Here is a 14,325-nt window from a genome sequence, read left to right on the forward strand (position 1 = left end):
TATCGGAGTCTGGGAGCGAGTTGCCTGGCTCCGGCAAACGGCCTTGCCAAAAGAGGGCGGAGCGTGTTTCATATCTGTCCTCGTTTTTTTCTGTGTCAAAAAACTTAGAGGAGATTAGGTGACAACCATGACAAAGTTAGTGAATGAAATGATTCTTGTCCTTGATTTCGGCAGTCAGTACAATCAGCTGATTACACGCCGCATCCGTGAATTTGGTGTATACAGTGAGCTGCATCCCCATACATTGACGGCTGAAGAAATTAAAGAAATGAATCCAAAAGGAATTATTTTATCCGGCGGTCCGAACAGTGTATATGATGAAGGCTCTTTCCGCTGTGACGAGAAAATCTTCGAATTAGATGTTCCTGTATTGGGAATTTGCTACGGCATGCAGCTGATGACTCATTACCTTGGTGGTAAAGTAGAAGCTGCCAGCCAGCGTGAATACGGTAAAGCGAACATCCACATCGAAGGAACACCTGATTTGTTCAAAGATCTTCCGAATGAACAAGTGGTTTGGATGAGCCACGGTGACTTGGTTGTAGAAGTGCCTGAAGGTTTCACTGTTGATGCGACAAGCCATCACTGCCCGAACTCAGCGATGAGCAAAGCGGATAAAAAATGGTACGGTGTTCAGTTCCATCCGGAAGTGCGCCATTCTGAATACGGCAATGACCTTCTGAAAAACTTTGTATTCGGCGTTTGCGAATGCGAAGGCAAATGGTCAATGGAGAACTTTATCGAAATCGAAATGCAAAAAATCCGTGAAACGGTCGGAGACAAACAGGTTCTATGTGCGCTTAGCGGCGGCGTTGATTCTTCTGTTGTTGCTGTTTTGATTCATAAAGCGATCGGCGACCAGCTGACTTGTATCTTTGTAGACCATGGCCTGCTCCGTAAAGGCGAGGCTGAAGGTGTTATGAAAACATTCAGCGAAGGCTTTAACATGAACGTGATTAAAGTAGACGCAAAAGACAGATTCTTAAATAAACTGAAAGGCGTTTCTGATCCTGAGCAAAAACGCAAAATCATCGGTAATGAATTCATTTATGTATTCGACGATGAATCGGACAAGCTCAAAGGCATCGACTACCTTGCACAAGGAACGCTTTACACTGATATCATCGAGAGCGGTACTGCAACGGCGCAAACGATCAAATCTCACCATAATGTCGGCGGGCTTCCTGAAGACATGCAGTTTGAACTGATCGAGCCGTTAAACACGCTCTTCAAAGACGAAGTGCGCGCGCTTGGCACAGAGCTCGGCATTCCGGATGAAATCGTATGGCGCCAGCCTTTCCCAGGACCGGGCCTCGGCATCCGCGTTCTTGGCGAAGTAACAGAAGAAAAACTGGAAATCGTTCGTGAATCAGATGCGATTTTGCGTGAAGAAGTAGCAAATCACGGGTTAGAGCGTGATATCTGGCAATACTTCACTGTTCTTCCTGACATCCGCAGCGTTGGTGTTATGGGTGACGCGAGAACATATGATTACACAATCGGAATTCGCGCCGTTACTTCAATTGACGGCATGACTTCTGACTGGGCGCGTATCCCATGGGATGTGCTTGAAGTGATTTCTACACGTATCGTAAATGAAGTGAAGCACATTAACCGCGTGGTGTACGATATTACAAGTAAGCCGCCTGCGACGATTGAGTGGGAATAAGTAAAATTAGCGAAAACCATTTTCTTTGGCAATTATGCCGAGAAGATGGTTTTTTTTGTTTATTACGAACAAAATCAATTTTTAACCGACTATTGTTCGTTTTTTTATATTGTTTTTTCAAATCGAACTTGGTACAATAGACACAGAAATCAAATAAGATGAATTCGTATAATCGCGGGAATATGGCTCGCAAGTCTCTACCAAGCTACCGTAAATGGCTTGACTACGTAAACATTTCTTTCGTTTGATATAAATAAAACACGTTTATTTATTCAAACTGGAATCCGTCTGTAGTCAAGCGTCCCAAAATATATTGGGGCGTTTTTTATTTGGCGATTTCAGGGCAGGATAAATAGCAAAGAGTGAAGGGAGTCAAATAGCTTGAAAAAGTTTTTTCAGTTTGATGAGCTGGGCACCAGCTATCGCAACGAAATCATCGGCGGATTAACGACCTTTTTATCCATGGCGTATATCCTGTTCGTCAATCCGATTACGCTAGCTTTGGAAAGTGTAAAAGATTTTCCGGAAGCATTGAGAATAGATCAAGGTGCGGTCTTTACGGCGACAGCTTTGGCGTCAGCAGCAGGCTGTATTTTAATGGGCTTAATTGCGAGATATCCGATTGCCATTGCGCCCGGTATGGGGCTGAACGCGTTTTTTGCGTTTTCTGTTGTTCTCGGTATGGGGATTTCCTGGCAGGCCGCTTTGTCTGGTGTTTTCATTTCAGGACTTATCTTTGTTGCTCTTTCTTTAACAGGTTTTCGTGAAAAAATCATTAACGCTATTCCGCCTGAGCTGAAATTGGCAGTCGGAGCGGGGATTGGCCTATTTATTACATTTGTCGGCTTACAGGGCTCAGGGATCATTGCATCGAATCCTTCAACCCTTGTTACAATCGGAAACATTCACAGCGGTCCTGTGCTGTTAACGATTTTCGGTGTCATTGTAACGGTTATTTTAATGGTGCTTCGCGTGAACGCAGGCGTGTTTATCGGGATGCTGTTAACGGCGATTGCCGGTATGATTTTCGGTTTGGTTCCGGTTCCGTCTCAAATCGTCGGAAGTGTGCCAAGCCTTGAATCGACGTTTGGACAAGCTTGGATTCACTTGCCGGATATTTTCTCTGTGCAAATGCTGATCGTCATTTTAACATTCTTGTTTGTCGGATTTTTTGATACGGCTGGTACACTGGTTGCTGTAGCAACACAGGCTGGTTTAATGAAGGAAAACAAATTGCCGCGTGCAGGCCGTGCACTTTTAGCTGACTCAACTTCAATCGTTATCGGCTCCGTGCTTGGGACGTCTACAACAACGTCTTATGTGGAATCAAGCTCGGGTGTTGCTGCGGGGGCCCGTTCCGGTTTTGCGGCAATTGTAACTGGGATTCTCTTTTTGCTCGCTATGTTTTTCTCACCGCTTCTATCAGTCGTTACGTCAAATGTAACAGCTCCGGCACTGATCATAGTCGGTGCATTAATGGTAGCGCCGCTTGGCAAAATCGCTTGGGATAAGTTTGAAGTGGCGGTTCCCGCTTTCCTTACAATGATCATGATGCCGCTAACGTACAGCATTGCGACTGGAATTGCGATCGGATTTATTTTCTACCCGATTACAATGGTGTGCAAAGGGAAAGCCAAAGAGGTACATCCGATCATGTACGGGCTGTTTGTTGTATTTATTCTTTACTTTATTTTCTTGAAATAATGATTGAAAACCAGCTGCAGTTTTTGCGGCTGGTTTTTTATTTTGTTGCGAAAGGCAAAACCATTTCATATCATATACCGTCATGTAGATGTGCCGCCATTGTTTACTGAAATGGAAATGACTTGACTGTTCAGGAAGGCTTCGGTACCTTATATAAGTGTTTTATTTTCTTGCTGAATGGTATTCCGCCGTATATTTTTGATAGGAGTTGCTAACATGACGGAAGAAAGAAAAGAAACGTTGGAAGAAGAAGTTAACCAGAATGAAGGAATAGATGAAGAGCCGCTTTCGCGGATGTCGAGAAAGGCCAGCCGCCAAAGCAAGCAGAAGCAGAAACAAAAGCAGAAACAACATAAGGAACGCGTAGAATCGTCTGCGAAAGAAAAGCTAGCCTCTGTTTGGGCAGCCATTAACAGATATTGCGGATTTGCTTTTTCAATATTGAAATCTCCGGCGAAAACGGTTGTGGCAGATGGTTTCTCTCATTATAAATATGGTCTTATTTCAATGCTCATATTCAGTATCGTTTTTTCAATCGGGAACTGGTTTCAGTTAAAGGCGAGCTGGAACAGGCCGCTCGGTTTTGGAGAACGCCATCACGCGTTTTATGACGGATTTTTTGTCGTTCTTGTGTATATGCTCGTCTTTTTTGCTGTTATGGTCTTCTCCATATGGGCCGTGTCTCGGTATATGATGAAGCAAAAGGTATCATTCAAGGAAGCTGCGGCGGGTTTTGGCTCATTGCTTGTACCGGTGATCGCCGTTTCAATCATTTGGATGATATTTGCGATTGTGAATGTACCGATGCTGACTGTCCTTTTCACAGTCTTAATCCTGTTTTCGCTTTTCTTTATGATGGCGCTGTATGTACAGCGTCTGTATCAGACGGCAAGTGAGGCACCGATTGACTACATCTATTGTGTGTTTGCTGTTTTAGCTGTTGCGCTGCTGTTTGCGGCAGTGACATGGCCGTTTATTTCTGAATATTTTACGGCATCGCTTATCCCGCTTTAATGTAAAAAAACCGGCTGAAAAGGCCGGTTTTTTGATGTCACAGTTTTTACAAATATATCTAAAAAACACAGTTGAATTGTAGGATTAATCCGTGTATGATGAGGAAAATGCTGTGGAGGATGATGGACATGGCCCATTTACTTCGTCAGGCGATTTATCAAAAGAAGGAATTTTTAAAAACCAAATTAATGCTCTCAGAATTTTATCGCGGAAGAGGGGAACAGCTCGCTGATTATACGCTGAGTGAACTTGAGAAAGAATATGAGTCCCTTCGGAAAATGAAAAAAGAGATGTGACAATAAATAAAGAAATGTGAGTCTGCTGAAAAGCAGGCTTTTTTGTTTAGATTTTGAAAAGGATAGAAAGAGGGTAAACTATTGCTGAGTGATGAAGAGAGTGTGTCGAAAAATTTTGTCTGCGATTACGGCCATAGCTGATTGTAAAGGGTACATTTCTCTAGTAGAATATGAATGCTTTACGTAAGTTGAATGAGTAAGGGGGTTTTATAAATGATGCAAACCTTATTATCAAACGGATTAGCAATGGTTCTCATTATTCTGATTATCAATGTTGTTTATGTATCATTTTTTACGATAAGAATGATTTTAACACTGAAAGGCCAGCGGTATTTAGCGGCCGGAATCAGCACGATTGAAATTTTGGTTTATGTGACCGGGCTGAGCCTCGTGCTCGATAACTTAGACCAGATTCAAAACGTGATTGCGTACGCACTCGGCTATGGTCTGGGCGTGATTGTCGGCATGAAAATCGAAGAAAAACTGGCGCTTGGCTATATTATGGTCAATGTGATTACAAAAGAGCTTGACCTCGATCTTCCGAAGCAGCTTCGTGAAAAAGGCTATGGCGTAACGAATTGGGTGGCAGGCGGGCTTGAAGGCGACCGCACGGCCCTGCAGATTTTGACGCCGAGAAGATATGAGCTGCAGCTGTATGATACGATTAAAACGCTTGATTCGAAAGCTTTTATTATTGCGTATGAACCAAAAACGATCCACGGCGGCTTCTGGGTCAAAGCGGTGAAGAAGAGGAGAATTAAAGAATAATGGCAAAACCGAAGAAAAAAAAATTTGAAGTGACAGAACAGCAAACGATCGAAGCAGTGCTTCAGCAAATGAAAGAAGAAGGGTATATGCCTGTACGTCGAATGGAAGAGCCGATCTTCAAGGAAAAGATGGAAGATGGGTCAATTCAGATCGTTCCGTGCGGAAAAAAAATCGTATTTGAAGGGAAATTGATCTAAAACACGAACATTAGCAGAATGAATTTTTATATCGTTCGATAATGTCGTTGACATTATTCATGTCCGTTGTTAAGATAAACATGAAATCAAAACACGACCTCATATAATCTTGGGAATATGGCCCATAAGTTTCTACCCGGCAACCGTAAATTGCCGGACTATGCAGGAAAGTGATCGATAAAACTGACATGGATATATCGCAGAAGCGAACGACTGCCGATACATGCACCATGCCCGGTTTGTATTGCTTCCTCATAATGCAATACAAAGCCGGGTATTTTTTATTTTCTGAAAACTAAAGCATTAGAAGGTGGGAACAGAATGCAGCCGCTAGTAGGAATCATCATGGGAAGCACTTCCGATTGGGAGACAATGAAAAACGCATGCGACATACTTGAAGAACTTGAAGTGCCGTACGAAAAGAAAGTGGTTTCCGCTCACCGGACGCCTGATTTCATGTTTGAGTACGCTGAAACAGCCAGAGAAAGAGGCATCAAGGTCATTATCGCTGGTGCCGGTGGAGCGGCGCACTTGCCGGGGATGACAGCTGCTAAAACGACGCTGCCGGTTATCGGTGTTCCGGTTCAGTCTAAGGCGCTGAACGGACTCGATTCACTTCTTTCCATCGTGCAAATGCCTGGAGGCGTTCCGGTTGCCACAACAGCCATCGGAAAAGCGGGCGCTGTGAACGCAGGTCTGTTAGCGGCGCAAATTTTGTCAGCTTTTGACGAGGATCTAGCCAGAATGTTAGATGAAAGAAGAGAAAATACAAAACAAACAGTGTTAGAAAGCAGTGATCAGCTTGTCTAATCAAATCATCTATCCAGGAGCCGTCATCGGCATAATCGGCGGCGGACAGCTTGGTAAAATGATGGCTGTCTCCGCAAAACAAATGGGGTATAAAGTCGCGGTCGTTGATCCGGTGAAAGATTCGCCGTGCGGGCAGGTCGCGGATATCGAAATCACCGCTTCTTACAATGACCGCGAAGCGATTCGGAAATTGGCTGAGATCAGCGATATTATCACGTATGAGTTTGAAAACATCGATTATGATGCGCTGCATTGGCTGAAAGATCATGCGTATCTCCCGCAAGGAAGTGAGCTGCTGCTCATTACCCAAAACCGTGAAACAGAGAAAAAAGCGATTCAATCTGCGGGCTGTGAAGTTGCCCCTTACAGCATCGTCAAAACAAAGGATGAGCTGAAAGAGGCGGTTCAGTCGCTGGGGCTTCCCGCAGTGCTGAAAACATGCCGCGGCGGATATGACGGCAAAGGCCAATTTGTCATCAAGGAAGCGTCACAAATAGAAGAGGCTTCAGCTCTTTTAGAGCAAGGAACTTGCATTCTCGAAAGCTGGGTTTCTTTTAAAATGGAACTGTCGGTCATCGTTGTCAGATCGGTATACGGAGAAATTTCGACGTTCCCGGCAGCAGAAAACATTCACCACAATAATATTCTGTTCCAAAGCATCGTGCCTGCACGGGTTGAAGAAAGGATTCAGGCAAAGGCTGCTGAGCTGGCCGTTAAGCTCGCAGATGAGCTGAATCTTGTCGGACCGCTTGCTGTTGAAATGTTCCTGACAGAGGGCGATGAGCTTTTGGTTAATGAACTGGCGCCTAGACCACACAATTCAGGACATTACACGCTGGATCTTTGCGAAACAAGCCAGTTTGAACAGCATATCAGAGCGGTCTGCGGCCTTCCGCTTGGAAAAACAGAGCTGCTGAAGCCTGGCATGATGGTAAATCTTCTCGGCGATGAAGTAAAGATCCCAGAGGAAGAGCCGGAGTTTTTAAAAGAAGCAAAGCTTTATGTATACGGAAAACATGAAATCAAAAAAGGCCGCAAAATGGGGCATATTACTTTTATGAAGCAGCCTGAAGACGAATGGATTCAGGAGATCACAAATAAATGGAGAAATAGAGACGGAGGACAAGCAGAATGATCGAACGTTATTCAAGACCTGAAATGTCCGCGATTTGGACGGATGAAAACAGATTTCAAGCATGGTTAGAGGTTGAAATTCTTGCCTGTGAAGCGTGGGCGGAGCTTGGCGTTATTCCAAAAGAAGACGTAAAGCTGATGCGCGAAAACGCGTCATTTGACATCAACCGCATATTAGAAATCGAACAGGACACGCGCCATGACGTAGTTGCTTTTACGCGCGCTGTATCCGAATCACTGGGCGAAGAAAGAAAATGGGTGCATTACGGCTTAACGTCAACTGACGTCGTAGATACTGCTCTTTCTTACTTATTAAAACAGGCAAATGACATTCTGCTCAAGGACCTTGAGAGATTTGTTGACATCATAAAAGAAAAAGCGAAAGAACATAAATACACAGTCATGATGGGCCGTACACACGGCGTACACGCAGAGCCTACAACATTTGGTTTAAAACTTGCGCTTTGGCATGAAGAAATGAAACGCAACCTTGAACGCTTTAAACAAGCGAAGGAAGGCATCGAGGTTGGGAAGATTTCCGGTGCTGTCGGCACATATGCGAATATTGATCCGTTTGTTGAGCAATATGTTTGTGAGAAACTCGGCCTGAAAGCCGCACCGATTTCAACACAAACGCTTCAGCGTGACCGCCATGCTGATTATATGGCGACACTTGCTTTGATCGCGACAAGCATTGAGAAATTCGCAGTTGAAATTCGCGGACTGCAAAAGAGTGAAACACGTGAGGTCGAGGAATTTTTTGCGAAAGGGCAAAAAGGGTCATCCGCAATGCCGCATAAACGGAATCCGATCGGTTCTGAAAACATGACAGGTATAGCACGTGTCATTCGCGGCTACATGATGACAGCTTACGAAAATGTTCCGTTATGGCATGAGCGCGATATTTCTCATTCTTCAGCGGAACGGATTATTCTCCCGGATGCGACAACCGCGCTGAATTACATGCTGAACCGTTTCTCCAATATCGTGAAGAACTTAACGGTCTTCCCGGAAAACATGAAGCGCAACATGGACCGCACATTGGGACTGATCTACTCTCAGCGCGTGCTGCTGGCATTGATTGACACAGGCCTGACTCGTGAAGAAGCTTATGACACAGTGCAGCCGAAAGCAATGGAGGCATGGGAGAAGCAAGTTCCGTTCCGTGAGCTTGTGGAAGCGGAAGAGAAAATCACGTCCCGTCTTTCTCCGGAAAAAATTGCTGACTGCTTTGATTATCATTACCATCTGAAAAATGTGGATTTGATCTTTGAACGTTTAGGTTTAGCTTAGAAGAAGCTTTTAGCGGCTTCTTCTAAGCCGCTGCAGTTTGAAAATTCCCAACATTCGGGTTAGGAGGCCTTCCGTGAATATTGTGAAGAATGAACTTTTATATGAAGGAAAAGCAAAAAAGATCTACAAAACCGATGACGAAAACACGCTGTATGTGGTGTATAAAGATTCTGCCACTGCCTTTAACGGAGAAAAAAAGGCGGAAATTAGCGGCAAAGGGCGCTTAAACAATGAGATTTCAAGCCTGATTTTCAAACATCTCCATAAAAAAGGAGTTAATAACCACTTTATCGAGCGGATGTCGGAAACAGAGCAGCTCATTAAAAAGGTAACGATTGTGCCGCTTGAAGTCGTCGTCAGAAATGTTGTGGCAGGAAGCATGTCCAAACGTCTCGGCATTCCAGAAGGCACGGAGCTTGAACAGCCGATTATCGAGTTTTACTACAAGGATGACGCGCTGGGTGATCCGCTCATCACAGAAGATCATATTTGGCTTTTGAAAGCGGCGACTCCTGAGCAGGTAGAAGCCATTAAGTCCATTACAAAAACAGTAAATGAAGAGCTTCAAAGCATTTTTGACGATTGTCATGTCAGATTAATAGATTTCAAGCTTGAATTCGGTTTAGATGCAGACGGGCAAGTGCTTTTGGCGGATGAAATTTCACCTGATACATGCCGTCTGTGGGATAAAGACACGAACGAAAAGCTGGACAAAGATTTATTCAGACGCAATCTGGGAAGCTTAACCGACGCATACGAAGAGATTTTCAAAAGACTGGGAGGCATTCATCATGTATAAAGTAAAAGTTTATGTCAGCTTAAAAGAAAGTGTACTGGATCCACAAGGGAGCGCTGTCCAGCATGCCTTGCACAGTATGTCTTACAAGGAAGTCGCCGACGTGCGCATCGGGAAATACATGGAGCTAACAATTGAAAAGTCGGACCGTGATCTTGACGTGCTAGTGAAAGAAATGTGCGAAAAACTTCTTGCGAATACAGTGATTGAAGATTACAGATATGAGGTTGAGGAGGTAGTCGCACAGTGAAATTTGCGGTGATAGTGTTACCCGGCTCTAACTGTGATATCGATATGTATCACGCTGTAAAGGATGAACTCGGTCATGATGTGGAATACGTCTGGCACGAGGAAACAAGCCTTGACGGCTTCGACGGTGTGTTAATCCCGGGAGGTTTTTCTTACGGAGATTACTTGAGATGCGGCGCCATCGCCCGATTTGCGAATATTATGCCTGCTGTAAAACAGGCAGCGGCTGAAGGAAAACCTGTCCTCGGCGTCTGCAACGGATTTCAGATTTTACAGGAGCTTGGCCTTTTGCCAGGTGCAATGAGACGTAACAAAGATTTGAAGTTCATTTGCCGTCCGGTTGAATTAATCGTGCAGAACGACGAAACTTTATTCACCTCTTCCTATGAAAAAGGCCAATCGATTACAATTCCGGTTGCCCACGGTGAAGGGAATTTCTACTGCGATGACGAAACGCTTGATTCATTAAAAGAAAACAACCAAATTGCTTTCACATACGGTTCCGATATTAACGGAAGTGTCAGCGATATTGCCGGTGTTGTAAATGAAAAAGGAAATGTGTTAGGCATGATGCCTCATCCAGAGCGCGCGGTCGATGAACTGCTTGGAAGCGCCGACGGTCTTAAATTGTTTCAGTCTATCGTGAAAAATTGGAGGGAAACTCATGTCACTACTGCTTGAACCAAGTAAAGAACAAATTAAAGAAGAGAAAATATATCAGCAAATGGGTGTCAGTGATGATGAGTTTGCATTGATTGAATCCATTCTTGGAAGATTGCCGAACTACACAGAAATCGGAATTTTTTCTGTCATGTGGTCAGAGCATTGCAGCTACAAGAACTCAAAGCCGATTTTGCGTAAATTCCCGACGAGCGGCGAACGTGTGCTGCAAGGTCCGGGGGAAGGCGCCGGAATCGTTGATATCGGTGATAACCAAGCGGTTGTGTTCAAAATTGAATCGCATAACCATCCATCAGCCATCGAACCGTACCAAGGCGCTGCGACTGGCGTAGGCGGCATAATCCGTGATGTCTTTTCAATGGGTGCGCGTCCGATCGCTGTATTAAACTCTCTTCGATTTGGTGAACTGACTTCACCGCGCGTGAAGTACTTGTTTGAAGAAGTAGTAGCAGGTATCGCCGGATATGGGAACTGCATCGGAATCCCGACAGTCGGCGGCGAAGTGCAATTTGACAGCAGCTATGAAGGAAATCCGCTTGTCAACGCAATGTGCGTCGGATTGATCAATCATGAAGACATCAAAAAAGGCCAGGCAAAGGGTGTCGGCAACACGGTCATGTATGTCGGCGCAAAAACAGGGCGAGACGGAATTCACGGTGCTACGTTTGCGTCTGAAGAAATGTCTGATGCTTCTGAAGAAAAGCGCTCCGCGGTTCAAGTCGGCGATCCATTTATGGAGAAGCTTTTGCTTGAAGCGTGTCTGGAAGTCATTCAATGTGACGCCTTAGTCGGCATTCAGGACATGGGAGCTGCCGGCCTGACCAGCTCAAGCGCGGAAATGGCAAGTAAAGCGGGTTCTGGCATTGAAATGAACCTTGACTTGATCCCTCAGCGTGAAACAGGCATGACCGCTTATGAAATGATGCTTTCTGAATCACAGGAACGGATGCTGCTTGTTATTGAGCGCGGACGTGAACAGGAAATCATCGATATCTTTGACAAATATGATCTTGAAGCAGTTTCTGTCGGACGTGTAACAGATGATAAAATGCTGCGCCTGACACATAAAGGTGAGGTTGTATGCGAGCTCCCTGTTGATGCCTTGGCAGAAGAAGCGCCGGTTTACCACAAGCCTTCTCAAGAGCCGGCTTACTACCGTGAATTTTTAGAGACGGATGTCCCGGCTCCTCAAATTGACGATGCGAATGAAACACTGAAGGCGCTCCTGCAGCAGCCGACGATCGCAAGCAAAGAGTGGGTTTACGATCAATATGACTACATGGTGCGGACGAATACAGTTGTGGCACCTGGATCTGACGCGGGTGTTCTTAGAATCCGCGGAACGAAAAAGGCGCTGGCAATGACAACTGACTGTAACGCCCGTTATCTCTACCTTGATCCAGAGGTCGGCGGAAAAATTGCTGTCGCTGAAGCGGCGCGCAACATCGTTTGCTCCGGTGCAGAACCGCTTGCGGTTACAGATAACCTGAACTTCGGAAACCCGGAAAAACCGGAAATTTTTTGGCAGATTGAAAAGGCGGCTGACGGCATCAGTGAGGCGTGCAACGTTCTTAGCACACCTGTAATCGGCGGAAACGTATCGCTTTATAACGAATCAAACGGCACGGCGATCTACCCGACACCTGTAATCGGCATGGTCGGTTTAATTGAAGATACAGATCACATTACAACGCAGCATTTCAAACAAGCGGGCGACCTTGTGTACGTCATCGGCGAAACAAAACCTGAGTTTGCCGGAAGCGAGCTGCAAAAAATGACAGAAGGCCGCATTTACGGCAAAGCGCCGCAAATCGATCTTGATGTAGAACAGGCACGCCAAAAGGCACTGCTTGACGCGATTAAACAAGGCTATGTTCAATCAGCGCACGATGTATCCGAAGGCGGCATAGGCGTAGCAATTGCGGAAAGTGTCATGACGACGGAAAACCTTGGCGCTAGCGTGACTGTTGAAGGGGAAGCAGTATTATTATTCTCTGAATCTCAATCCCGCTTCGTTGTTTCTGTGAAAAAAGAACATCAAGCAGCGTTTGAAGCAGCTGTACAAGATGCGGTTCATATCGGTGAGGTAACAGCTGACGGACTTCTGAGCATTCAAAATCATGACGGACAACAATTGATTCACGCGCAGACGAAAGAGCTTGAACGCGCGTGGAAAGGAGCTATCCCATGCTTGCTGAAATCAAAGGCTTAAATGAAGAATGCGGCGTTTTTGGGATTTGGGGACATGAAGAAGCCCCGCAAATTACGTATTACGGCCTCCACAGCCTCCAGCACAGAGGACAGGAGGGCGCGGGCATTGTGGCAACTGACGGTGAACAGCTGACGGCGCATAAAGGCCAAGGGCTGATCACTGAAGTATTTCAAAACGGTGAGCTCAGCAAAGTGAAGGGGAAAGGCGCAATTGGGCACGTTCGGTATGCAACAGCCGGCGGCGGCGGATATGAAAATGTTCAGCCGCTCCTCTTCCGCTCCCAAAACAACGGCAGCCTGGCGCTTGCCCATAACGGGAACTTGGTGAATGCCACTCAGCTGAAGCAGCAGCTTGAAAATCAAGGAAGCATCTTCCAGACGTCTTCAGACACTGAGGTTTTGGCTCACCTGATCAAAAGAAGCGGCCACTTCACGCTGAAGGATCAAATTAAAAACTCGCTTTCCATGCTGAAAGGTGCCTACGCGTTCCTGATCATGACTGAAACAGAAATGATTGTCGCGCTAGACCCGAACGGGCTTAGACCGCTGTCAATCGGCATGATGGGAGACGCTTATGTTGTCGCTTCAGAAACATGTGCATTTGATGTCGTCGGCGCGACGTATCTTCGCGAGGTGGAGCCGGGTGAAATGCTGATTATCAATGATGATGGCATGAAATCAGAGCGCTTCTCCATGAATATCAACCGTTCTATTTGCAGCATGGAATACATTTATTTCTCACGGCCTGACAGCAATATTGAGGGCATTAACGTGCACAGCGCGCGTAAAAACCTTGGAAAAATGCTTGCTCAGGAATCAGCGGTTGAAGCTGATGTGGTGACAGGCGTTCCGGATTCCAGTATTTCAGCGGCTATCGGCTACGCAGAAGCAACAGGCATCCCGTACGAGCTTGGGTTAATCAAAAACCGTTATGTGGGCAGAACGTTTATTCAGCCGTCACAGGCTCTGCGTGAGCAGGGTGTCAGAATGAAGCTTTCTGCGGTGCGCGGTGTTGTAGAAGGAAAACGCGTTGTCATGGTGGATGACTCTATCGTGCGCGGAACGACAAGCCGCCGGATCGTAACGATGCTCAGAGAAGCGGGTGCGACAGAAGTGCATGTGAAAATCAGTTCGCCGCCGATCGCTCATCCGTGCTTCTATGGTATTGATACGTCTACACATGAAGAACTGATCGCGTCTTCTCACTCGGTTGAAGAAATCCGTCAGGAAATCGGAGCCGACACTCTCTCATTTTTGAGTGTCGAAGGGCTGCTGAAAGGAATCGGCAGAAAATACGAAGACGCTAATTGCGGGCAATGTCTTGCTTGCTTTACAGGGAAATATCCGACTGAAATTTATCAGGACACTGTGCTTCCTCATGTAAAAGAAGCGGTGTTAACCAAATAAAACTTGAAAATGACATAAAGGCAGCGCAGTTCGGCTGCCTTTCTCTTTCTGCCCTTGATCGGAGAGATATTTTGAAAAGCGCCTTAAAGGAGTGAA

14 protein-coding genes and 2 riboswitches are annotated in these 14,325 nt (G+C 45.6%); all 14 genes read left to right on the top strand.

The genetic code is table 11. The features are described from left to right. Positions 1-127: 127 nt before the first annotated feature. The 14 genes from guaA to purF all read left to right on the top strand — a co-directional run bounded on the left by guaA (position 128) and on the right by purF (position 14,229). A complete protein-coding gene (gene guaA / locus NSU16_RS03455; RefSeq protein WP_326227780.1) occupies positions 128-1,669 on the top strand; it encodes a glutamine-hydrolyzing GMP synthase in 1,542 nt (513 codons plus the stop codon). Positions 1,670-1,813: 144 nt separating this feature from the next. Beyond that, positions 1,814-1,915: riboswitch (purine riboswitch) on the top strand. A 135-nt stretch (positions 1,916-2,050) separates the two neighbouring features. Further along, a complete protein-coding gene (gene pbuG / locus NSU16_RS03460) occupies positions 2,051-3,373 on the top strand; it encodes a hypoxanthine/guanine permease PbuG (RefSeq protein WP_010333237.1) in 1,323 nt (440 codons plus the stop codon). Between the two features lie 216 nt (positions 3,374-3,589). After that, the gene (locus tag NSU16_RS03465; protein ID WP_268450577.1) at positions 3,590-4,387 is read left to right on the top strand and encodes a hypothetical protein; all 798 of its coding nucleotides are present in this window, start codon (positions 3,590-3,592) and stop codon (positions 4,385-4,387) included. A gap of 128 nt (positions 4,388-4,515) precedes the next feature. Next, positions 4,516-4,683: a Fur-regulated basic protein FbpA gene (locus tag NSU16_RS03470; protein ID WP_010333239.1), complete on the top strand. Its 168-nt coding sequence runs from the start codon at positions 4,516-4,518 to the stop codon at positions 4,681-4,683. 213 nt (positions 4,684-4,896) lie between these two features. Continuing rightward, positions 4,897-5,451, top strand: a complete 555-nt coding sequence (locus tag NSU16_RS03475; protein WP_339192081.1) for a DUF5698 domain-containing protein — start codon at positions 4,897-4,899, stop codon at positions 5,449-5,451. Beyond that, positions 5,451-5,648: an NETI motif-containing protein gene (locus tag NSU16_RS03480; RefSeq protein WP_010333241.1), complete on the top strand. Its 198-nt coding sequence runs from the start codon at positions 5,451-5,453 to the stop codon at positions 5,646-5,648. Before NSU16_RS03475 ends, NSU16_RS03480 begins: the two co-directional genes overlap by 1 nt. A gap of 79 nt (positions 5,649-5,727) precedes the next feature. Next, a riboswitch (purine riboswitch) is annotated at positions 5,728-5,829 on the top strand. 140 nt (positions 5,830-5,969) lie between these two features. Next, entirely contained in the window at positions 5,970-6,458 is a 489-nt protein-coding gene (purE, locus tag NSU16_RS03485) for a 5-(carboxyamino)imidazole ribonucleotide mutase (RefSeq protein ID WP_229148726.1), read from the top strand. Further along, positions 6,451-7,593 (top strand): 5-(carboxyamino)imidazole ribonucleotide synthase, encoded by a 1,143-nt coding sequence (gene purK, locus NSU16_RS03490; RefSeq protein WP_339192082.1) that lies wholly within the window; start codon positions 6,451-6,453, stop codon positions 7,591-7,593. The genes purE and purK overlap by 8 nt, the downstream gene beginning before the upstream one ends. Then, positions 7,590-8,885: an adenylosuccinate lyase gene (gene purB / locus NSU16_RS03495; protein WP_010333244.1), complete on the top strand. Its 1,296-nt coding sequence runs from the start codon at positions 7,590-7,592 to the stop codon at positions 8,883-8,885. Before purK ends, purB begins: the two co-directional genes overlap by 4 nt. Before the next feature lie 73 nt (positions 8,886-8,958). After that, a complete protein-coding gene (gene purC, locus NSU16_RS03500) occupies positions 8,959-9,684 on the top strand; it encodes a phosphoribosylaminoimidazolesuccinocarboxamide synthase (RefSeq protein ID WP_026014673.1) in 726 nt (241 codons plus the stop codon). Further along, the gene (gene purS, locus NSU16_RS03505) at positions 9,677-9,931 is read left to right on the top strand and encodes a phosphoribosylformylglycinamidine synthase subunit PurS (protein ID WP_010333246.1); all 255 of its coding nucleotides are present in this window, start codon (positions 9,677-9,679) and stop codon (positions 9,929-9,931) included. Before purC ends, purS begins: the two co-directional genes overlap by 8 nt. Then, the gene (gene purQ / locus NSU16_RS03510) at positions 9,928-10,611 is read left to right on the top strand and encodes a phosphoribosylformylglycinamidine synthase subunit PurQ (protein WP_339192083.1); all 684 of its coding nucleotides are present in this window, start codon (positions 9,928-9,930) and stop codon (positions 10,609-10,611) included. The genes purS and purQ overlap by 4 nt, the downstream gene beginning before the upstream one ends. Continuing rightward, positions 10,595-12,823, top strand: a complete 2,229-nt coding sequence (gene purL / locus NSU16_RS03515) for a phosphoribosylformylglycinamidine synthase subunit PurL (protein ID WP_339192085.1) — start codon at positions 10,595-10,597, stop codon at positions 12,821-12,823. Before purQ ends, purL begins: the two co-directional genes overlap by 17 nt. Then, on the top strand, positions 12,799-14,229 hold the full coding sequence (gene purF / locus NSU16_RS03520; protein WP_010333249.1) for an amidophosphoribosyltransferase: 1,431 nt from the start codon (positions 12,799-12,801) through the stop codon (positions 14,227-14,229). The genes purL and purF overlap by 25 nt, the downstream gene beginning before the upstream one ends. The last annotated feature ends 96 nt before the right edge of the window (positions 14,230-14,325 follow it).

The organism is Bacillus sp. FSL K6-1003 (genome assembly GCF_037964945.1).
In the GTDB taxonomy this organism is placed as follows: Bacteria; Bacillota; Bacilli; order Bacillales; family Bacillaceae; genus Bacillus; species Bacillus mojavensis.

What these genes read in the sequence shown, in the direction of transcription:
- NSU16_RS03480 (WP_010333241.1), top strand. Translation starts at nt 5,451, where the DNA reads ATGGCAAAACCGAAGAAAAAAAAATTTGAAGTGACAGAACAGCAAACG.
- guaA (WP_326227780.1), top strand. Translation starts at nt 128, where the DNA reads ATGACAAAGTTAGTGAATGAAATGATTCTTGTCCTTGATTTCGGCAGT.
- purS (WP_010333246.1), top strand. Translation starts at nt 9,677, where the DNA reads ATGTATAAAGTAAAAGTTTATGTCAGCTTAAAAGAAAGTGTACTGGAT.
- NSU16_RS03465 (WP_268450577.1), top strand. Translation starts at nt 3,590, where the DNA reads ATGACGGAAGAAAGAAAAGAAACGTTGGAAGAAGAAGTTAACCAGAAT.
- purL (WP_339192085.1), top strand. Translation starts at nt 10,595, where the DNA reads ATGTCACTACTGCTTGAACCAAGTAAAGAACAAATTAAAGAAGAGAAA.
- purE (WP_229148726.1), top strand. Translation starts at nt 5,970, where the DNA reads ATGCAGCCGCTAGTAGGAATCATCATGGGAAGCACTTCCGATTGGGAG.
- purF (WP_010333249.1), top strand. Translation starts at nt 12,799, where the DNA reads ATGCTTGCTGAAATCAAAGGCTTAAATGAAGAATGCGGCGTTTTTGGG.
- NSU16_RS03475 (WP_339192081.1), top strand. Translation starts at nt 4,897, where the DNA reads ATGATGCAAACCTTATTATCAAACGGATTAGCAATGGTTCTCATTATT.
- purB (WP_010333244.1), top strand. Translation starts at nt 7,590, where the DNA reads ATGATCGAACGTTATTCAAGACCTGAAATGTCCGCGATTTGGACGGAT.
- NSU16_RS03470 (WP_010333239.1), top strand. Translation starts at nt 4,516, where the DNA reads ATGGCCCATTTACTTCGTCAGGCGATTTATCAAAAGAAGGAATTTTTA.